The 19225-nt window shown below is 68.1% G+C and carries 17 protein-coding genes; 12 read left to right on the plus strand and 5 right to left on the minus strand.

Annotated features, from left to right (window positions below; genetic code table 11):
* The first annotated feature begins 35 nt into the window (after nucleotides 1–35).
* A complete protein-coding gene (gene lysA, locus VD964_RS05900; RefSeq protein WP_324866567.1) occupies nucleotides 36–1295 on the plus strand; it encodes a diaminopimelate decarboxylase in 1260 nt (419 codons plus the stop codon).
* A gap of 62 nt (nucleotides 1296–1357) precedes the next feature.
* On the opposite strand, the gene VD964_RS05905 is transcribed toward lysA, so the two are convergent.
* Nucleotides 1358–1867 carry a hypothetical protein gene (locus VD964_RS05905; RefSeq protein ID WP_324866539.1) on the minus strand — a complete coding sequence of 170 codons (510 nt, stop codon included), beginning with the start codon at nucleotides 1865–1867 and terminating at the stop codon, nucleotides 1358–1360.
* 278 nt (nucleotides 1868–2145) lie between these two features.
* Here VD964_RS05905 and VD964_RS05910 point away from each other — a divergent pair, with 278 nt between their 5' ends.
* The 3 genes from VD964_RS05910 to VD964_RS05920 all read left to right on the plus strand — a co-directional run bounded on the left by VD964_RS05910 (nucleotide 2146) and on the right by VD964_RS05920 (nucleotide 4269).
* Nucleotides 2146–2790: a DUF47 domain-containing protein gene (locus VD964_RS05910; protein ID WP_108548800.1), complete on the plus strand. Its 645-nt coding sequence runs from the start codon at nucleotides 2146–2148 to the stop codon at nucleotides 2788–2790.
* 10 nt (nucleotides 2791–2800) lie between these two features.
* Nucleotides 2801–3814, plus strand: coding sequence for an inorganic phosphate transporter (locus tag VD964_RS05915; RefSeq protein ID WP_149227035.1), 1014 nt, complete (start codon nucleotides 2801–2803; stop codon nucleotides 3812–3814).
* 143 nt (nucleotides 3815–3957) lie between these two features.
* A complete protein-coding gene (locus VD964_RS05920; protein WP_324866545.1) occupies nucleotides 3958–4269 on the plus strand; it encodes a hypothetical protein in 312 nt (103 codons plus the stop codon).
* Between the two features lie 171 nt (nucleotides 4270–4440).
* Here the strand turns inward: VD964_RS05920 and VD964_RS05925 are convergent, their stop codons facing one another.
* Nucleotides 4441–7164 carry a response regulator gene (locus VD964_RS05925; RefSeq protein ID WP_324866547.1) on the minus strand — a complete coding sequence of 908 codons (2724 nt, stop codon included), beginning with the start codon at nucleotides 7162–7164 and terminating at the stop codon, nucleotides 4441–4443.
* Between the two features lie 278 nt (nucleotides 7165–7442).
* On the opposite strand from VD964_RS05925, the gene VD964_RS05930 reads away from it, so the two are divergent.
* From VD964_RS05930 to VD964_RS05940, 3 genes are all read left to right on the plus strand, one after another.
* The gene (locus VD964_RS05930) at nucleotides 7443–7868 is read left to right on the plus strand and encodes a TerB family tellurite resistance protein (protein ID WP_324866549.1); all 426 of its coding nucleotides are present in this window, start codon (nucleotides 7443–7445) and stop codon (nucleotides 7866–7868) included.
* A gap of 371 nt (nucleotides 7869–8239) precedes the next feature.
* Complete coding sequence (locus VD964_RS05935; RefSeq protein ID WP_324866551.1) at nucleotides 8240–8488, plus strand: hypothetical protein; 249 nt, start codon at nucleotides 8240–8242, stop codon at nucleotides 8486–8488.
* A gap of 93 nt (nucleotides 8489–8581) precedes the next feature.
* Entirely contained in the window at nucleotides 8582–8872 is a 291-nt protein-coding gene (locus tag VD964_RS05940) for a hypothetical protein (protein WP_324866553.1), read from the plus strand.
* A gap of 107 nt (nucleotides 8873–8979) precedes the next feature.
* Here the strand turns inward: VD964_RS05940 and VD964_RS05945 are convergent, their stop codons facing one another.
* The gene (locus VD964_RS05945; RefSeq protein WP_111070105.1) at nucleotides 8980–9228 is read right to left on the minus strand and encodes a hypothetical protein; all 249 of its coding nucleotides are present in this window, start codon (nucleotides 9226–9228) and stop codon (nucleotides 8980–8982) included.
* 270 nt (nucleotides 9229–9498) lie between these two features.
* On the opposite strand from VD964_RS05945, the gene VD964_RS05950 reads away from it, so the two are divergent.
* Both VD964_RS05950 and VD964_RS05955 read left to right on the plus strand, forming a co-directional pair.
* On the plus strand, nucleotides 9499–13041 hold the full coding sequence (locus VD964_RS05950; RefSeq protein ID WP_324866557.1) for a PAS domain-containing hybrid sensor histidine kinase/response regulator: 3543 nt from the start codon (nucleotides 9499–9501) through the stop codon (nucleotides 13039–13041).
* 53 nt (nucleotides 13042–13094) lie between these two features.
* Nucleotides 13095–13781: a response regulator transcription factor gene (locus tag VD964_RS05955; protein ID WP_324866559.1), complete on the plus strand. Its 687-nt coding sequence runs from the start codon at nucleotides 13095–13097 to the stop codon at nucleotides 13779–13781.
* Nucleotides 13782–13791: 10 nt separating this feature from the next.
* Here the strand turns inward: VD964_RS05955 and VD964_RS05960 are convergent, their stop codons facing one another.
* Complete coding sequence (locus VD964_RS05960; RefSeq protein WP_324866561.1) at nucleotides 13792–14631, minus strand: hypothetical protein; 840 nt, start codon at nucleotides 14629–14631, stop codon at nucleotides 13792–13794.
* A gap of 218 nt (nucleotides 14632–14849) precedes the next feature.
* On the opposite strand from VD964_RS05960, the gene VD964_RS05965 reads away from it, so the two are divergent.
* Nucleotides 14850–16043, plus strand: a complete 1194-nt coding sequence (locus tag VD964_RS05965; RefSeq protein ID WP_324866563.1) for a DNA polymerase IV — start codon at nucleotides 14850–14852, stop codon at nucleotides 16041–16043.
* A 10-nt stretch (nucleotides 16044–16053) separates the two neighbouring features.
* On the opposite strand, the gene VD964_RS05970 is transcribed toward VD964_RS05965, so the two are convergent.
* Nucleotides 16054–16533, minus strand: coding sequence for an Lrp/AsnC family transcriptional regulator (locus VD964_RS05970; RefSeq protein WP_324866565.1), 480 nt, complete (start codon nucleotides 16531–16533; stop codon nucleotides 16054–16056).
* 219 nt (nucleotides 16534–16752) lie between these two features.
* Here VD964_RS05970 and ald point away from each other — a divergent pair, with 219 nt between their 5' ends.
* Both ald and VD964_RS05980 read left to right on the plus strand, forming a co-directional pair.
* Nucleotides 16753–17874: an alanine dehydrogenase gene (gene ald / locus VD964_RS05975; protein ID WP_324866569.1), complete on the plus strand. Its 1122-nt coding sequence runs from the start codon at nucleotides 16753–16755 to the stop codon at nucleotides 17872–17874.
* Nucleotides 17875–18679: 805 nt separating this feature from the next.
* On the plus strand, nucleotides 18680–19225 hold a 546-nt coding region (locus VD964_RS05980; protein WP_414637098.1), incomplete at its 3' end, for a branched-chain amino acid ABC transporter permease.

Raw genomic sequence — 19225 nt, forward strand, 5'->3', positions numbered from 1 at the left:
ACGCCGCCCGCACCGGTGCCCCTAACGGCTCGCCCATGAGCGTCTTCGCCTACCGCAACGGCGTGCTGCACGCCGAATCCGTGTCGCTGGAGGATGTGGCGCGGGAGGTGGGCACGCCCTTCTACCTCTATTCCACCGCGGCGCTGGAATCGCACTACAACGCCTATGCCGGCGCCTTCGCCGGCCAGGATGCCGGCGTCTGCTATGCGCTGAAGGCCAACTCCAACCTCGCCGTCATCCGCACGCTGTCCCGGCTGGGCGCCGGCGGCGACGTGGTGTCGGTGGGCGAGATGAAGCGCGCGCTGGCCGGCGGCATTCCGGCCGAGCGCATCGTCTTCTCCGGCGTCGGCAAGACCCGCGAGGATCTGCGCGCCGCTCTCGAGGCCGGCATCCACCAGATCAACGTCGAATCGGTGCCGGAGCTGGAAGCGCTGAGCGAGGTTGCCTCGTCTATGGGCGTGGAGGCCCCCATCGCCTTCCGCGTCAACCCGGACGTCGACGCCAAGACGCACGCCAAGATCGCCACCGGCAAGAAAGAGAACAAGTTCGGCATCGACTACGACCACGCGCGCGAGATTTATCAGCGCGCGGCGGCCCTGCCGGGCATCAAGCCGGTCGCCATCGCGGTCCATATCGGCTCGCAGCTGACCGACCTCGCTCCCTTCCGTGCAGCTTACGAGCGGGTGGCGGCCCTGCTGCATCAGCTGCGCGAGGACGGGCACGACATCCAGCGCCTCGACCTCGGCGGCGGGCTCGGCATCACCTACAAGAACGAAGCGCCGCCCGATCTGGCCGACTATGCCGCGATGGTGCGGTCCATCACCGGCAATCTCGGCTGCCGCATCACGCTGGAGCCGGGCCGTTCGCTGGTCGGCAATGCCGGCATCCTGGTCAGCCGCGTCATCTATGTGAAGCAGGGCCTGCACCGCCGCTTCGCCATCGTCGACGCGGCGATGAACGACCTGATCCGCCCGTCGCTCTACGACGCCTATCACGGCATCGTCCCGGTCGCCGAGCCGGCGTCCGGCGTCGCGGCGGAGCCCTACGACGTGGTCGGCCCGGTGTGCGAGAGCGGCGACACCTTCGCCGTGCAGCGCCCGCTGCCGCCGCTGGCCGACGACGACCTCGTCGCCTTCCTGTCGGCCGGCGCCTATGGCGCGGTGATGGCCTCGACCTACAACACCCGCCCGCTGGTGCCGGAGGTGCTGGTCAACGGCGACCGCTTCTCCGTCATCCGCCCCCGCCCGACGGTGGAGGAAATGCTGGCGGCCGAGCGCGTGCCCGACTGGCTGTAAGGGCTGACTGGCCGTAAAGGCTCGTTCAAGGTGGGAAGAGGCTTCGGCCTCTTCCCATCCCCTCAGGTGCGGATCAGCCCGTCCGGCTTTGCCGGCTCGGCCGGCGGATTGACCGGCCCCGGCGACAGCTGCCAGCCGTCGAGCGCGCGTTTCAGCGCGTCCAGCCCGGCACCGGCGGAGGATTTGGCCTCGTCGGCGGCGCGGGTGATGGCGGCGCAGAGTTCGGCGCGCCGCTTGGGATCGTCGCGGCTTTCCTCCAGCGCGCGGCCGACATCGTCGGTCGTCCCACCCTTCCCGGCGTCGGGCGGCGCCGTCTTCGGGTCGATGCCCAGGAGCGGCAGCAGATATTCCCGCCCCTTCTCCCGCGCCAGCGCCACCGCCTTGTCCCCGAAGCGTTCCGCCGTCGCCAGACCGGCGTCCCAGGTGCTGAGCGCGGCCGAGACGGTCGGGCTGCAGCGGCCGGCGGGGTCCTCCGGCGATGCCGTCTGCGCCTGCAGCGGGGCGGCTGAGAGCAGAAGGACCGCCAGGGCCGGCACGGCAAGGCGGCGGATGGAACTGGATGGGCACGTCATGCGGGAAAACCTGCGGTCTTGAAGGGGCCTGACGGTCATTTGGGGAGGCGGCATGCGCCTTTCCATGGCGCCTTTCCATAGCCCCGGCCGATCCGGCACCTCCGGCCCCATACCATTCCGTCCAACGCCTGGAAAGTGCGCAGAGGCCGCAACCTGTGGCGATTTTGCTACCAAATGACTGTTTCATGACTGTTACATGACATGCCGCCGCTGCACTGCGCGGCGAAGCGTGCTAAGAGCAGCGCCAAATCACCCCAGTTACCGCGAGTCACCGTCCCATGCTGCTGCGCGCTTTCCGTTCGCTGATGCCGAAGGAGGAACGCTTCGTCGACCAGTTCGTCGAGCAGGCCCGCCACATCGTGGCCGCAGCCGCCGCCCTGGAGGCGGTGATGGACGCTGGACCGGAGGAGCGGGCGCAGAAGATCGCGGCGCTGAAGCGGGTGGAAAAGGACGCCGACCGCATTGCCAAGGATGCCGGGCGCGACCTGCACCGCGCCTTCATCACCCCCTTCGACCGTTCCGACATCCTGTCGCTGATCAACGCGCTGGACGACGCCATCGACCTGATGGACGAGGTGCCGCGCCATGCCGGGCTCTACGGCATCGAGACGTTCGACGAGCCGATGCGCCGCTTCGTCGTCCTGATCCGCCAGCAGGCCGACGTGATGGTGGAACTGATGCCGCTGCTGGGCGCCATCGCCCGCAACGCGGAACGCATCGATCATCTCTGCGGCCGCATGTCCGACTTGGAGGACGAGGCCGACGACGTGCTGCGCAGCGCCCTGCAGTCGCTGATCGCGGAGAAGCCGGACATGATCGCCTTCCTCGGCCGGCGCGAGCTGTACGAGATGCTGGAGGCGGTGACCGACCGCTGCGACGACGTCGGCGACCTGGTCGCGGGCATCACGCTCGATCAGGTCTGAGGCGGCGGCAATGGAGGCCCTCCAGCTCGCTCTGCCGGCGATCATCTTCATCGTCTTCGTGGCGCTCGCCTTCGACTTCATCAACGGCCTGCACGACGCGGCGAACTCCATCGCCACCGTGGTGTCGACCCGCGTGCTGTCGCCCAAGCTGGCCGTGCTGTGGGCGGCCTTCTTCAACTTCATCGCCTTCCTGTTCTTCGGCCTGCATGTCGCCACCACCATCGGCACCGGTCTGGTCGACCCGCTGGTGATGGACCCGGCGGTGATCCTGGCGGCGCTGATCGGCGCCATCGGCTGGAACCTGATCACCTGGTATCTCGGGCTGCCGTCCTCGTCGTCCCATGCGCTGGTCGGCGGCATCGCCGGGGCCGGCATCGCCAAGGCCGGGTTCGGCGCCATCATCGCCAGCGGCTTCACCAAGACGGCGGTCGCCATCGTGCTGTCGCCGGGCATCGGCCTGCTGCTGGCGCTGCTGCTGATGCTGGTGGTGTCCTGGGTGTTGCGCCGCTCCGCCCCCTTCACGGTCGACCGGCAGTTCCGCCACCTCCAGCTCGTCTCCGCCGCCCTCTACAGCCTGGGCCACGGCGGCAACGACGCGCAGAAGACGATGGGCATCATCGCCGTCCTGCTGTTCAGCCAGGGCATGCTGGGCGATACCTTCTACGTCCCCTTCTGGGTCATCATCACCTGTCAGGCGGCGATGGGGCTGGGCACGATGATGGGCGGCTGGCGCATCGTCCGCACCATGGGCTCGCGCATCACCGACCTGAAGCCCTACCAGGGATTCTGCGCCGAGACGGCGGGCGCCATCACGCTGTTCGGCGCCACCTGGCTCGGCATTCCGGTGTCGACCACCCACACCATCACCGGCGCCATCGTCGGCGTCGGCTCCGCACGCCGCACCTCGGCGGTGCGCTGGGGCCTGGCGGGCCGAATCGTCTGGGCCTGGGTGCTGACGATTCCCGCCTCCGGCATCGTCGCCGCCCTGTCCTACCTGCTGGTGGCCGGCCTGCTGACCCCGTAAGCGGGCAGCCGGCCCGTTCGGCCGGGCGGGGAATCGGGGGCAGGAACACGACGCGAACGGATAAACCCTTCGTTCAGCAGCGCGGCCTTGACCCGGAAGGGCTGGAACGGCAGGATCGGTGCGGTGGAGACAGGATACCGGTCATGCCGCATATCGAACGCACCGACCAAGGCGAGCAGTATGTGCTTCCCGGCACCGAACGCCGGACGGCTCCCGGCTTGCCCTATGCGGCGGAAGCCGACGGCCAGTTGACCCTTCATTTCTACGCCCCACCCGACAAGTCCGAACGCCGGTCCCGCCCGACCTCCGCGCGCGCGCTGCCCGCCACCCCGGCCATGCCCACGGTGATGCCGGCCGCGATGTCTCAGGTCCAGACCACGTCGGCGGAGGCCACGCCGCAAAGCCTGTTCGGCCGCCGCCTCGCCCATTTCCCGCGGGTGTTCGAGCAGCCCTGAGGGCTGTCGGCAGCCGTCTTCGCGTTCCGGTGCTTGCGGCCGTCATCCCGCGGAGGCGGGGATCCAGGCTTACCCATTGGTTTCGCTTGGGAAACACTGGATTCCCGCCATCGCGGGAATGACGGCCAGGAGTTGCTATCTCTCCGGCATGTCGAATAACCGTACGGGCGATCAGGCAACGCCGGTGCGGCTGCGGTCGGATGCAAGGGTGCGGGCGACCTGACGCAGCAGGATATCGCGGTCATAGGGCTTGCCGATGTGACCGTTCATCCCGGCCTCACGGCACTGGCGCCGTTCCTCTTCCGAAGAGCCGGCGGTCAGCGCCAGGATCGGCAGGTCGCCGCGGGGCGGCGGCATCGCGCGGACGGCCCGGCTAGCCTCCAGCCCGTCCATGCCCGGCATCTGCACGTCCATCAGCACGAGATCATAGTCGCCGGCCTTCACCGCCTCGACAGCCGCGGCGCCGTCCGCGACCAGATCGATCCGATAGCCGCTGTCGCGGAACAGCGCGGTCAGCAGTTCGCGGTTGATCGACAGATCCTCGGCGATCAGCAGGCGCGGCGGTCCGGCCGGCCGGAGCGGGGCAGGAACCGGTACGGAAACCAGGGGAGATGCCAAGGGAGTTGGCGGGGCGGAGGATGGCACAGGCGCCGCCACCCCGCGCACCCCGGTGATGCGGGCCAGCTGCCGGCGCAATTCGTCGATGGAGAAGGGCTTGGCGATCATCGCCACTTCGGGTCCGAAGGCGGCGGGGTTGCCGACGGCATGCGCGGCGAAGCCGGAGGCCAGCAGCACCGGCAGGCCGGGGCGCATGCGGGCGGCCTGCCGCGCCAGCTCCGTACCGTCCATGCCCGGCGGCATGACCACGTCGCTCAGCATCAGGTCCAGCGGCTCCGGCCCGTCCAGGATCACCAGCGCCTCGTTGGCATTGGCCGCCGCGATCACGCGGTTTCCCCAGCCGCGCAGCAGCCCGGCAACCATGTCGCGCACGGTCGGGTCGTCGTCCACCAGCAGGACCGACAGCGGCTGCACGGCCGGGACTGGAGCCGGCACCGCAGCACCATGGATCGCGGCGGGTGCAGGTGCAGGTGCAGGCGCCGGCTGGAATTCCCGCCGGGGTTCCGGCGGCAACAGGCGGGCGGCGGGCAGGCGCACCGTCACCGTGGTTCCGACCCCCAGCGTGCTGCGCAGCGCCAGGGTGCCGCCATGCAGCTCCACCAGCCGCTTGGTCAGCGGCAGCCCCAGCCCGGCGCCCTCGATGCCGCGGTTGGCGGCGCTGTCCACGCGGGCGAAAGGCTCCAGCACACGGTCGACATCCTCGGCGGGGATGCCGAGGCCGGTGTCGGTGACGCGGATCACCGGAACACCGTCGTCCACCGCGGCCGACAGGGTCACGGTGCCGCCCGACGGCGTGTATTTCACCCCGTTGGCGATCAGGTTCAGCAGGATCTGGCGGATGCGCCGGTCGTCGCCGCGCAGGTGCCGCACCGCAGGCGCCACCGCCGCCGACAGCAGCACGCCGGCACGTTCCGCCCGCGGGGTCAGCATGCGGACGGCGAAGTCGGCCGCCGCCTCCAGATCGCAGCGCCCCTCCTCGATCGGAAGCACGCCGGCCTCCGCCCGTGCGTGGTCGAGGATCTCGTTGATCAGTTCCAGCACATGCTGGCCGGAATCGCGCACATTGGCGGCATATTGCCGGTAGACCGGGGTGCCGACCGGCCCTTCCGCCTCGCGTGCCATCAGGTCGGCGAAACCGATCACCGCGTTCAGCGGGGTGCGCAGCTCGTGGCTCAGCCCGGCCAGGAATTCGCCCTTGGCGCGGTTGGCGGCCTCGGCGGCCTGCCGCGCGGTCTCCGCCATGTCGCGGGCATGGTCGAGCGCAGCGGCCAACCGGGCGCTCTCGTCGCGCTCGGCGCTGGTCCGCTCCACCGCGTTGCGCGCTTCGGCCAGCGCCACCTGCGCCTTGCGCTCTCGGTCCAGGTAACGCAGCCCCCAGGCCAGCGCCGCCAGGATCGCCAGCAGCCCGACGGCGGTCTCCACCACCGTGTACAGGGTGCGGGTGCGCCATGCCGCCATCGCCTCGGTCCGCTCGATGCCGGTCAGCACCACCAGCCCGTAATCGCGCATCGTGCGGTAGGCGGCGATGCGCAGCACCCCGTCCAGCACCGACGGCGACAGATACTGCCCCTCCGGCGCCTCGCGCAGCTTGGTCTGGAACAGCAGCCCGCCGGCGACCGACCGGCCCACCGAAGCCTCGGTCGCCGGGCGGCGGGCGACGACCTCGCCGTTCGGACGGTAGACGCCGATCAGCGGGTCGAACTCGAAACCCAGCATGTTGTAGAAGTCGGTGAGGGTATCGACCCGGATCGACGCGGACGCCACGCCGACGAAGCGCCCTTCGTCGTCATGCAGCGGGCGGGACACCGGGAAGACCAGCGGCTGGCTGCCGGTGCGGCCCGGCTGCCCGGCGCCGATATGCAGGCGCATGCCGCTCCGCAGGGCCTCCAGCCCGGCCGGATCGGCAAAGCTGGCGATGCGGTTGGGAAAGCTGGCCGATTCCAGGACGGCGCGCCCATCGGCGTCATAGATCCAGATCGCGTCCGCACCCTCGATATGGGCGGCATATTCGCGCAGCCGGGTCCAGTGCTTCAGGTCGCGCACCTTCTGCGGCCCACCGGCCTCCGCCACCATCGCGGCCGTCTGGTCGAGCGCGATGTCGGCCGTGCGCACCGTCCGGTGGACATGGTCGTCCACCAGCCGGGCCATGTCGCGGACCATGGCGAAGCGGCGCTGCTGCGTGTCCTGGTAGTCGTAATAGATCCTGTGCGCCGCGTTGCCGGCCAATGCGGCCAGGACGACCACCACCACCAGAGCGCCCCGGACGAAGCGTCCCACAGTTCCTCCCGGAATTCCCCCGCCCCGCCGCGTAATGCGGCCCGATCAATGCGGCCAAACCGATGCTTCAGGTCCAAACTATCACGAAACCCGCCGGGCCGGCGCGCTATTCGACGGCGGCGCGTCTCAGGGTTTGCCCCGATGGCGGGCGGCGGTGGCTGGCAGCGGTGACGGCATGGGGCGATCTCCCGCAGAAAAATCGCCGCCGCCCCCATCTTGCACGGGGTACCCCACGGGCCCAAATGCGCGGGCGTCTTGACCATTGGGGAGGTAGGAACATGGGTCTGTTCGATATGTTCAAGGGCAACGCTCCGCTGGAGCTGAACCCGCGCCGGGCGCTGGTCGTCTCGCTGATCTATTGCATGGGATCGGACGGCGAGATCGATCCGGAGGAGGTGGGCCATTTGATCTCCGTCCTCGGCCGCAACGCCACGCGGGAGGAACTGGATCGCTGCTTCAAGTTCGCGCGCAGCACCCCGCCCGACACATTCCTGGGCGAGGTCGCGCCGAAGCTGAACGAGCAGCAGCGCCTGTGCATCCTGCTGAACATGATCGACAGCGCCATGGCAGACGGCGAGGCGGAGCAGGGCGAGCGCGACCTGATCATCCGCTTCCAGCAGGCCTTCGGCTTCGACGACGCCAAGCTGCAGCCCTATTTCCAGGCCCTGGTGGCGAAGAACAGCCGGACCGTTCTGGACGCCTGACGGCCGGGTGCCGGCGGGGTGCCGGCCACGTGAAGGCGGCTCCCGACCGCTGCCCCGCGGGGGTCGGGAGCGCCCGGCGGCGCTTCGCCCCGATGGGCAAAACCATGGCCGGCGCAAGAGGGGAATGCCCCAGGAGTTCGCCGGAATTTGCCGCGTCTGACCCGCGAAACGGTCACAGGCGGAATAAACCGCCCCGACCTATGTTGATTCAGGTGAGAGGCCGGCCACCGTCAGCTTTGCCGATGTGCCCGCTGTGACACGAACGTTCAATTGTCACAGCCGAACGTCATAGGCACCGTTGTGGGAACTGGTCCGAAGGTTTACTCTGTTCGTACCCCCAACCAATTCCCGAACATGGGAAGGTGCCATCCATGAATCTGCACAGTCTGGCCAGCGACATGGTGCAAACCGCTCTGGCCTGTGAAAAGGCGCTCCCCGGTCGGGCGAACGCCGACGAACATGATCTCGCCCGGCACATCCTGGTCGAACCCGACCACGCCTGGCACGTTTGCGAGACCTACGCCCGCGCCGTCCGCATACCGGTCGAACAGCTCCCGGTCAGCCAACTCCGCGGCCTCATCAGCGACATCGTCCTGTCGAAGCTTCCCCGTTACGACTGAGTTTCTCGATCCCAAGGGCCGGCGCCGTATCCGGCCGATGGCCGGAACGATCCGGGTACTTCATTCCCGCAATTTCTGTTCCGTGGTGCCACCATGGCGATCGAGCTTCATTCCTTTACCGTAACGCTGGCCGTCGCGGATTCCTCCGGCTGTTCCAGCGCCGCCGAACACCGTGCCCGCATCTGGAAGGCCGTGTCCGAGCTGTCGGCCGCCGTCCGCAATGCCGGCATGACGACCGAGGCCCGCTTCCGCGGCCAGGACCGCCAGGGCCATGTCCTGTTCGAGGCGACCGACACCGGCGCCGCCTTCCTGCGCGGTCTGCCCGCCATCGCCCGCGTCGACGATGCGCGCATGGGTGGCGGACGCGTTCAGCTTCGCCACTGACGCCGCCCCGGCTCACCGGCCGGCGCAGTCGTCGACGCAAAAACCAAGGCCCGCCGCTCCGATCCGGGGCGGCGGGCCTTGCCGTTTTCAGCGCATGATGTTTCCGCTCAACGCGCGCGGTGGCGCAGGGGCCGGACGTTGCTTTCGGTCTCGACCTCTTCGGTCGGGCGCACCTTCTTCAGCTGGACGATGAAGCGCTCTGCGCCATTCTCCATGACGGCGATGCCGGTCAGGCCATGCGCCCAGTCGCACGGGACGACGTGGATCTCCTTGATGGTGGCGGTACCGGCGGCAAGCTCCGCGCGATCCAGGACCACGTCCCCGACCCGGAACCCCAAATAGGCGTCTATCAGCATTCTGTTGGGTGTCCGTCTTCCGTTTCAGGCCACGCACCGGGTCCGGCACCAGGGGCCGGGCTCCTTCACGATAAGCCATCTTGCCACAGATTGGGCTTTTCGCGACGCTTTCCCAGCGACGGCGTCGCAGTAAACCGACGGAGACCCCCGATTGTTCCAGCCGCGGACGGCCGGACATTGTCGCCGGCGGGGCGATTGGGATAGGGTCTGCCGGCTGTTCCATCCCCCGTTCCGCCCCCATCCCCTTCCCTCCCGAGAGGTCCGTCGGTCGTGCAGAGTTGGCTGGTCCTGGCCGTATCGGCGGCCTATCTGGGGGTGCTGTTCGCCATCGCCTGGTGGGGAGACCGGCGCACCGCGGGCGGGACGCTGGTGCTGTCCTCCCCGCGCGCGGCCGGCATCCTCTATGCGCTGACGCTCTGCATCTACAACACGAGCTGGAGCTTCTACGGATCGGTCGGGCGGGCATCGGCCAGCGGCTTCGATTTCCTGCCGATCTATCTGGCGCCGATGATCCTGCTGCTGGTGGCGCGGCCGGTGCTGACCAAGATCATCGCCATCACCAAGGCACAGAACGTCACCTCCATCGCCGACTTCATCGGTGCGCGCTATGGCAAGAGCCAGGCGGTGGCGGCGCTGGTGACGCTGACGGCGCTGGTGGGGGTGCTGCCCTACATCGCGCTCCAGCTGAAGGCGGTGGCGGCCAGCTTCGACGTGCTGACCGCGCCCTCGCTGGCGTCCCCGGCAGCCCTGCCGCCGCCGATCTGGGGCGACACCGCCTTCGCGGTGGCGCTGTCGATGGCGGTCTTCACCATCCTGTTCGGCGTCCGCCACATCAACGCCAGCGAGCATCACCGCGGCCTGATGCTGGCCATCGCCTTCGAAAGCCTGGTGAAGCTGACCGTCTTCCTGGCGGTGGCGGCCTTCATCGTCTGGGGCATGTTCGACGGCTACACCGACCTGATCGCCCGGCCGCAGGCGGAGCCGCTGCTGTCGCCCAGCTTTTCCGACCCGACCTGGTGGTCGAACACGGCGATCTCGCTGATCGCCTTCCTCTGCCTGCCGCAGATGTACCATGTGATGACGGTGGAGAACGACAATCCCCGCCATCTGCGTGCCGCCGCCTGGATGTATCCGACATATCTGGTGGCCTTGAGCGCGCTGATGATTCCCATCGCGGTGGCCGGCCTCGTCACCTTCGGCGACGGGATCAACCCCGACACCTTCATGATCACCCTGCCGATCGCGGCGGGAGCCGGCGGTTTCAGCCTGCTGTCCTTCATCGGCGGCCTGTCGGCGGCGACCGGCATGGTCATCGTCGCCGCGGTGTCGCTCAGCACCATGCTGTGCAACGACGTGGTGATGCCGCTGCTGCTCAGTCGCCCGCGCTTCGCCGCCCGCGTCGGCCGGCGCGACATGGTCGGCACGCTGCTGCTGGTGCGCCGGCTGTCGGTGCTGGGCATCCTGCTGCTGGCCTATGTCATGCACCGGCTGGTCGACCGCGATTACCCGCTGACCGTCATCGGCCTGCTGTCCTTCGTCGCGGTGGCACAGTTCGGGCCGGCCTTCTTCGGCGGGCTCTACTGGCCGCGGGCCAACCGGGTGGGGGCGCTGGCGGGGCTGGGCGCCGGCTTCCTGCTGTGGGTCTATACCCTGCTGGTGCCGTCGATGGCCCGCATCGTCCCGGTGCCCGACGCGCTGTTCGATGTCGGCCCCTGGGGCATCGGCTGGCTGCGCCCGCAGGCCCTGTTCAGGATCGAGGGGTTGGACCCCATCTCCCACGCCAGCCTGTGGAGCCTGCTCGCCAACCTGATCGCCTTCGTCGCCGGATCGCTGCTCGCCCGCCCCAGCGCGGTGGAGCGCACGCAGGCCGTCTTCTACACCACCGCCACTACCGACCGGGACGAGGATGACACCCCCCAGGCGCTCGCCAAGCTGGCCGACCTGCGTGCACTGGCAATCCGCTTCGTCGGGGCGGAGCGGGGCAACGCCGCCTTCGATGCTTATGCTGCCGGCCGTAAGGGCGAAACCGGCCCGGCCGACCTCGACGCCGTCCGCTTCACCGAGACGCTGATCGCCGGCGCCATCGGTGCGGCGTCGGCGCGGGTGGTGATGGCGGCCTCGCTCCAGGGCCGCTCGCTGTCGCGCGGCGACGCCATGGCGATGCTGGACGAGGCGTCGGAGGCGCTGCGCTTCAACCGCAAGCTGCTGCAGGCGACGTTGGAGAACATCGGCCAGGGCATCTGCGTGATCGACGCCGATCACCGCATCGCCGCCTGGAACCACCGCTATCTGGAACTGCTCGACCTGCCGGCCGACATGGTGCGGGTGGGCGTGCCCTTCGCCGATCTGGTCCGCTTCAACGAGCGGCGCGGCGAATACAGCGCCCACGACATGAAGGCGCTGCTGACCAACCGCGACACCGCCAACCTGCAATGGCCCTACCGCTATGAGCGGCGCCGGCCCGACGGCACGGTGCTGGAGATCGTCGCCAACCCGCTGCCGGAGGGCGGCTACGTCTCCACCTACACCGACGTGACCGAGCGCTACCGGGCGGCCGAAGCCCTGCGCGAGGCCAACGAAAGCCTGGAGCACCGGGTGCAGGAGCGCACCGATGCCCTGCAGCAGGCCAAGGCGGAGGCCGAGGCGGCCAACGCCAGCAAGACCCGCTTCCTCGCCGCCGCCAGCCACGACCTGCTGCAGCCGCTGAACGCCGCCCGCCTGTTCGTCTCGGCACTGGAGGAAAGCATCCGCGTTCCCTTGCCGACGGTGGAGCAGCGGGTGTCCGAATGCGGCATGATCGACAATGCCGCCGCCGCCCTGCGCTCCACCGAGATGCTGCTGGGCGGGCTGCTCGACATCTCCTCGCTGGATGCCGGCAATGTCCGGGTGCAGATGCGCAGCTTCGCCATCGACGAATTGCTGGGCGGGCTGGGGGTGGAGTTCTCCGCTCTGGCGCAGGAACGCGGGCTGACGCTGAAGGTGGTCGGCTGCGGGGCGGCGGTGCGGTCGGATCCGCAGCTGCTGCGCCGGGTGCTGCAGAATTTCCTGTCCAACGCTATCCGCTACACGCCCAAGGGCCGGGTCCTGCTCGGCTGCCGGCGGCTGCGCGATCCAGTGCATGGCGACCGCCTGCGCATCGAGGTGTGGGACACCGGCCCTGGCATTCCCGAGGCCAAGCGGCGCGAGGTGTTCGAGGAGTTCCGCCGGCTGGGCGGCGCGGATGGCGGCGGCGACCCGGCCGACAAGGGGTTGGGCCTGGGCCTTGCCATCGTCGACCGCATCGCCCGGCTGCTCGGCCATCGGGTGACGCTGCGCTCCACCGTCGGGCGCGGCACCGGCTTCGCGGTGGAGGTGCCGATGGAGCAGGCGCGCGCCGCGCCGGTCGTCCGCCCGGTCTCCGCCCCCACCGTCCTATCGGCCGGGCTGCTGGTGCTGTGCATCGACAATGAGGAGCCGATCCTGGCGGGCTTGCGTGCCCTGCTCGGCCAATGGGGCTGCCGGGTGGCGACGGCGTCGGACGTCGCCGGGGCGCTGGCGGCGCTCGCCCCCTTCGACGGTGCGCTTCCCGACGTGGTCTGCGTGGATTATCACGTCGGAGGCGGGCAGACGGGGCTTGCGGTTCTGCAGCGGTTGCGGGAATTGTGGGGCCGTCCGGTCAAGGGGCTGCTGCTGACCGCCGACCGGTCCGAAGCGGTGCGGGCGGAGGCGGAGCGTTGCGGCTGCGGCGTGCTCTACAAACCGGTGAAGCCGGCGTCGCTGCGCCGCTTCCTGAACGGGGCGGCCCTGCAGACGTCTGCGGTGGCCGAACGGTAAGGCCGGAACCGGACAAAAGCCGGGCGGCCGCGAATGGGGGGAGTGCGGAAGCCATGGGCGAGGACAGCGCAGCGACCGAACCGACGGCCGGTGGCGGAACGACCATCGTCATCGGCGACGACCACCCGCTGGTTCAGGCGGCGCTGCGCGACGCGCTGGGCAAGGCGATGCCGGAGGTGCGGGTGATCGAATGCCCGGACCTCGACTCGGTGATGGCCACGGTGGGGCGGCGGCCGGGCGACATCGACCTCGTGCTGCTCGACCTCAACATGCCCGGCACCCACGGCTTCGCCGGCCTGTTCATGATGCTGGCCCACCACCCGACCGTGCCTGTCGCCATCCTGTCGGCGCTTCAGGATTCCGACACCATCCGCCGGGCGCTGGCCTATGGCGCCTCGGGCTACATCCCCAAATCGCTGTCGATGCCGGCGATGGCCGACGCCATCCGCGCCATCCTGTCCGGCGAGACCTGGGCGCCGCCGCTGTCTGCCGCCTCATCCGAAGCCGACGAGGCCGACGCCGCCCGCCGCTTCGCCTCCCTCTCGCCGCAGCAGTTGCGCATCCTGACGATGATCGTCGACGGCAAGCTGAACAAGCAGATCGCCGGCGAGCTGAACGTGTCGGAGCAGACGGTGAAGGTCCACGTCTCCAGCATCCTGCGCAAACTGAACGTGGTCAGCCGCACCCAGGCCGCCGTCGTCGCCGGCCGTCTGGCGGTGGGCGGCGACGTGCTGCGGTAAAAGAAAGAGGTCAACCGCCCGTCCGCGGCCCGCCACCCAGTGTTTTCGAACGCAGGACGACCCAGGGCGTTTCCGACCCGCGGAACTCGCACATCGTCAGAAGCTGGTTGAAATCCCCGATTCCCCTGATGATCGGCGGAATGGTGACGGCAAGCCGGCTGAGATCGACGACTTCGACATCGTGGGTCGCATCGAACCGGCTGAGAAACCCGTCGAGGCGGCGGTTGGCATTGGGATGCACCTCGACGACCATGTCCATGTCGGCAAGCTGCGGGAAGCTGTCGGGGCTGAGGAGAGTGAATTCGCCACCCTCGATATCGCAGAACAGCAGGACCTTCTTTTCCACCGGCACGTCCGACTGACCCGGAACGAATTCCGCCCGCAGGACGATCCGGGACTCCAATCCATTGTCCGCCGCGACGACGGTGCAGGCGTCACGCAAATAGGGCTGGATTTCATAGGCGTGCACGACCGTATCGGGGAACATGCGCCCCAAACCGCAGGCGTAATAGCCTTCGGCGCAGCCAATGTTCAGGATGACCCCATAGCCGCGGTCACGCAGTCCCTCGATATGCGGCTGCAGATTCGCTTCGTAGGTCCCAAGCAGGCGGGGAAACAGGCTGCCCTCGAAAATCGGAGGATCATAGCTGAGACCCTCGAATATCCCACTTTTTACAGTCATTTGATTATTGTTGAAGAGCTGAAGGAAAAGAGCGAAGTGCTTGTATTGGGCCATCAGATCCAAAAATTCGGAGAGCCGGTTCGGATCTGCTTCGCTCTCTTTCCTGACAACCAAAACCCTTTCATAAATTTTTTGGAGCATTCTTTCGATTTGAGTTTTTACACGCACCGCATCTCTCCCGGTATATAGCTGGACAACTATAACCGACGGAGCGGGCAGATCACAGAAGGCGATGGAAATGCAGGATCTCGCTGCACGGTTTTCTTGCGCCTCCGCTTCTGTGGGATTCGGATATGTTCCCTGTATGTGCTCGCTCTATGGCCGCCGCCGCCGCGAGTTGCTACTGTGTCTCCTCAGACCGCCGGAACGAAAGCCACGGGCCAGCAATGACCGCCCCTCCCACGCCGCCCAGCGTCTGCCGCGACTGCGCCGCCGCCCTGCCTGGCGCGGAATCGGGCGAGATGACGCGCTGCCCGAAATGCGACAGTCGGCGGCTGTTCCGCCATGCGGAGTTGCACAGCCTGTCCATCGGCCACATCGACTGCGACAGCTTCTATGCCACGGTGGAGAAGCGCGACCGGCCGGAACTGGCCAGCCGGCCTGTGATCGTCGGCGGCGACGACCATCGCGGGGTGGTGGCCGCCTGCTGCTATGTCGCGCGCATGTCGGGCGTGCGCTCCGCCATGACGATCCGCGAGGCGCTGGACCGCTGTCCCGACGCCACCATCATCCGCCCGAACATCGCGAAATACAAAGAGGTCGGCCATCAGGCCCGCGCGATCATGGAGGCCTTCACCCCCCTGGTGGAGCCGATCAGCATCGACGAGGCCTATCTCGACCTCTCCGGCGTCGAGGACCGTCTCAGCATCAGCCCGGCCCAGGCGCTGGTGGAGATCGTCCGCCGCTTCGAGCGGGAACTGCGCATCACCGCCTCCATCGGCCTCAGCCACAACAAGCTGCTGGCGAAGATCGCGTCGGATCTCGACAAGCCGCGCGGCTTCTCGGCGCTGGGTCGGGCGGAGGCGGCGGGCTTCCTGGCGCCGAAGCGGGTCACCATCTTGTGGGGCGTCGGCCCGGCGCTGGAGCGCAAGCTGTTCGCCGACGGCATCACCCGCGTCGGCGACCTGCAGGACAAGGACGAGCATTGGCTGGTCAAGCGCTACGGCGCCATGGGCCGGGTGCTGTTCAACTATGCCCGCGGCGAGGATTCCCGCCGGGTGACCCCTGAGTCGCCGAGCAAGAGCATCTCGTCGGAGGAAACCTTCGACTGGGACGTCACCACCCTGCCCGCCCTGGCGCAGGAGTTGCGCCCGCTGGCCGACAAGGTCGCCCGCCGGCTGGAGCGCGAGGGGCTGCTGGGCCGCAGCGTGGTGCTGAAGCTGAAGACCAAGGATTTCCAGCAGTTGACCCGCTCCCGCCGGGTGGAGCCGACCCGCTCGGCGGAAGCGATCCTCGCCGCCGGCATTGCCCTGCTGGAACGCGAGGTGGACGGCCGCGCCTTCCGCCTGATCGGCATCGGCTGCACCGACCTGACCCACCCGGAAACCGCGCCCGACCCGGAACTGGACCTGTTCGGCTGACCACAGGGAATCAGTCGGCGGAGTCCTCCAGCGCCGGCAGGTTGCCCGGACGCACCACGCTGCGGATGGCGAAGCTGGACTGGATGCGCTGGACGCCGGGCAGGCGCGACAGCGAGTCCTTGTAGATGCGGTCATAGTCGGCTGGGTCCTGCGCCACCACCCGCAGCAGGTAATCCGAACTGCCCGACAGCAGGTAGCATTCCCGCACCTCCGGACAGCGGCGGACGGCGGCGTCGAAGCGGCGCAGATACTCCTCGGTCTGGCGTTCCAGCGTGATCTGGACGATGACGGTCACCGACCGCTCCTCGTCCGCCGTCTCGATGATGGCGGTATAGCCGCGGATCACGCCGGAATGCTCCAGCATGTGCAGGCGGCGCAGGCAGGCCGATGGCGACAGCCCGACCTCCGCCGCCAGCTTGGCGTTGCTCATCCGGCCGTCCTTGCGGAGAAGGCGCAGGATCTTATGGTCCAGGGCGTCCAGGGCGTGCATGCAACTTTGTTCGAAGATGTGGAGGATTCTGCGAAAGCTCCACCACACTATGGGGGATTCATGCAAGGCTTTGCAGAGATTCACCCCGTTCGGCGGCCTTATAGTGGCTTTTGTGAGACAATCAGCCCAACCGATGGTTTCACTGGATACCGGAGTGTTTCGGCCGGATCGCTTGGGCGAAGGATCGGATCGAGGAGATCTCGTATGGTCGGTTCCCGCATGGTCACGCGCATCGGCGTTCCCAAGGAGATCAAGAACCACGAATACCGGGTCGGCCTGACGCCCGCCTCGGTCCGCGAACTGGCGGCGGACGGCCATGCCCTGCTGGTGCAGAGCGGCGCCGGCGCCGAGATCGGCTTTTCCGACGAGGCCTACCGCGCAGCGGGTGCCGAGATCGCCGGCACCGCTGAAGAGGTGTTCGCGAAGGCCGACCTTATCGTGAAGGTGAAGGAACCGCAGCCGGCGGAATGTCGCAGGCTGCGGCCGGATCAGGTGCTGTTCACCTACCTGCACCTCGCTCCCGATCCCGAACAGGCCCGGCTGCTGATGGAAAGCGGCTGCACCGCCATCGCCTACGAAACGGTCACCGACCGCGCCGGCCGGCTGCCGCTGCTGGCGCCGATGTCGGAGATCGCCGGCCGCATGGCGATCCAGGTCGGCGCCGTCGCCTTGCAGAAGAGCAACGGCGGCTCCGGCATCCTGCTGGGCGGCGTGCCCGGCGTGCTGCCCGGCAAGGTGCTGGTCATCGGCGGCGGCGTGGTCGGCGCCAACGCCGCCCGGATGGCGATGGGGCTGGGCGCCGACGTGACCATCGCCGACCGTTCCATGCCCCGGCTGGCCCAACTCGACGATTTGTTCGGGCCGCGGCTGAAGACCGTCTATGCCTCGGCCGACACGCTCGACCGGCTGGTCGCCGACAGCGATCTGGTGGTCGGCGCCGTGCTGGTGCCGGGGGCGGCGGCACCGAAGCTGGTGCGCCGCGACCAGCTGGCCGGCATGCGCCGCGGATCGGTGCTGGTGGATGTCGCCATCGACCAGGGCGGCTGTTTCGAGACCAGCCATGCCACCACCCATTCCGACCCGACCTATGTGGTGGACGGGGTCGTCCATTACTGCGTCGCCAACATGCCGGGTGCGGTCGCCCGCACCAGCACCGAGGCGCTGAACCACGCCACTCTCCCCTTCGTCCAGGCGCTCGCCGGCAAGGGGTGGAAGCGGGCGCTGGCCGAGGATCCTCACCTGCTGGAGGGACTGAACGTCCATGCCGGACACTTGACCTACGCGGCGGTCGCAGACGCCCTGGGACAGCCCTTCACTGACCCCCGCGATCTGGTCGGCTGAACATGTGAACAGCTGTTGACAAAGAACTGAACGGAATTTTGCTGAAATCCTCTTTTTGGAAATTTCGTTCTGAAATCGGCGGTGGCGGCGCGAGGAATGTTGTTTTTTTCTGCCACCGGAAAGAGAGTGTTGCGCCTACGGATCAAGTTGCTTTACCTGTCTGTGACAAGAAAAAGGGCAGCATCCGCCACCGGCACCAAAGTGCCGGGGTGAGAGGCCAAGAACAGAATAGAACAGGGTAAGGCTCGGCGCCTTTCGCCGACTGGGCTGGGCCGGACGGCCGTTCCGTCCGATCCGGCCGATTCACAACAGGTTTGCCCGGCAGCCATGCCGGTGGGGACGCCACGGCCGCAGGCCGTGCCGCGCAAGTGGGAGCTGTTGACCATGGCCGAACGACGGAATGCCGCCCGGGTGCGGGACCGCGCCCCCGCGACAGTGTCGCGCGTCCGAATGACAGTGTCGCGCGTCCGGATGACGTCGCCGCGCGTCCTGATGGCCGTTGGTCCGATTCCGGGCCGCCGGACCATTCCGGCCCTCCACATGCAGACCCGCACAGGTCCCCCAATCCGCCTTTGACCGAAGCCCCGCCGGATCCCGCATCCGGCGGGGCTTCGGCAAGAACCGGGTGCGGCGGCGGGGTTCCAAGCGTCCCCTGCCTTGGTCCTGGATGTTCTCCCCCGTTCATCCGGATCGGAACTCCGCCGCCGCACACGGCTCAATCCAGGTTTCAAGTGCCAAGCATAGGGCACCTAGTTTCGAGTGCCTGCCTATTCGGTGATCTGGGAGAGTGGGAGAAGAGCGCCTGATGGATTATTTCATACAGCAATTGATCAACGGCTTGTCGCTTGGGGCGATTTACGGCCTGATCGCGATCGGCTACACGATGGTGTACGGCATCATCGGGATGATCAACTTCGCCCATGGCGAGATTTACATGATCGGCTCCTTCGTGGCGCTGATCACCTTCCTGGCCATCGGCGCGCTCGGCATCACCTGGGTGCCGCTGGCCCTGCTGGTCATGCTGCTCGCCTCCATGCTGTTCACCAGCGTCTATGGCTGGACGGTCGAGCGCATCGCCTACCGGCCCTTGCGTTCCTCGCCCCGGCTGGCGCCGCTGATCTCCGCCATCGGCATGTCGATCTTCCTGCAGAACTACATCCAGCTCCTCCAGGGCGCCCGCTCCAAGCCGCTGCAGCCCATCCTGCCCGGCAACCTCACCCTGATGGACGGCGCCGTCTCCGTCAGCTACGTGCGCCTCGCCACCATCGTCATCACGCTCGTCCTGATGGTCGGCTTCACCATGCTGATCAACCGCACCTCGCTGGGACGTGCCCAGCGCGCCTGCGAGCAG

The sequence above is a fragment of the Azospirillum sp. genome, from assembly GCF_035628975.1.
In the GTDB taxonomy this organism is placed as follows: domain Bacteria; phylum Pseudomonadota; class Alphaproteobacteria; order Azospirillales; family Azospirillaceae; genus Azospirillum.

Coding starts and splice junctions, on each gene's coding strand:
- VD964_RS05945 (WP_111070105.1), bottom strand. CDS start 9,228: ATGCTGATAGACGCCTATTTGGGGTTCCGGGTCGGGGACGTGGTCCTG.
- ald (WP_324866569.1), top strand. CDS start 16,753: ATGGTCACGCGCATCGGCGTTCCCAAGGAGATCAAGAACCACGAATAC.
- VD964_RS05940 (WP_324866553.1), top strand. CDS start 8,582: ATGGCGATCGAGCTTCATTCCTTTACCGTAACGCTGGCCGTCGCGGAT.
- VD964_RS05915 (WP_149227035.1), top strand. CDS start 2,801: ATGGAGGCCCTCCAGCTCGCTCTGCCGGCGATCATCTTCATCGTCTTC.
- VD964_RS05935 (WP_324866551.1), top strand. CDS start 8,240: ATGAATCTGCACAGTCTGGCCAGCGACATGGTGCAAACCGCTCTGGCC.
- VD964_RS05910 (WP_108548800.1), top strand. CDS start 2,146: ATGCTGCTGCGCGCTTTCCGTTCGCTGATGCCGAAGGAGGAACGCTTC.
- lysA (WP_324866567.1), top strand. CDS start 36: ATGAGCGTCTTCGCCTACCGCAACGGCGTGCTGCACGCCGAATCCGTG.
- VD964_RS05905 (WP_324866539.1), bottom strand. CDS start 1,867: ATGACGTGCCCATCCAGTTCCATCCGCCGCCTTGCCGTGCCGGCCCTG.
- VD964_RS05920 (WP_324866545.1), top strand. CDS start 3,958: ATGCCGCATATCGAACGCACCGACCAAGGCGAGCAGTATGTGCTTCCC.
- VD964_RS05955 (WP_324866559.1), top strand. CDS start 13,095: ATGGGCGAGGACAGCGCAGCGACCGAACCGACGGCCGGTGGCGGAACG.
- VD964_RS05970 (WP_324866565.1), bottom strand. CDS start 16,533: ATGCACGCCCTGGACGCCCTGGACCATAAGATCCTGCGCCTTCTCCGC.
- VD964_RS05930 (WP_324866549.1), top strand. CDS start 7,443: ATGGGTCTGTTCGATATGTTCAAGGGCAACGCTCCGCTGGAGCTGAAC.
- VD964_RS05965 (WP_324866563.1), top strand. CDS start 14,850: ATGACCGCCCCTCCCACGCCGCCCAGCGTCTGCCGCGACTGCGCCGCC.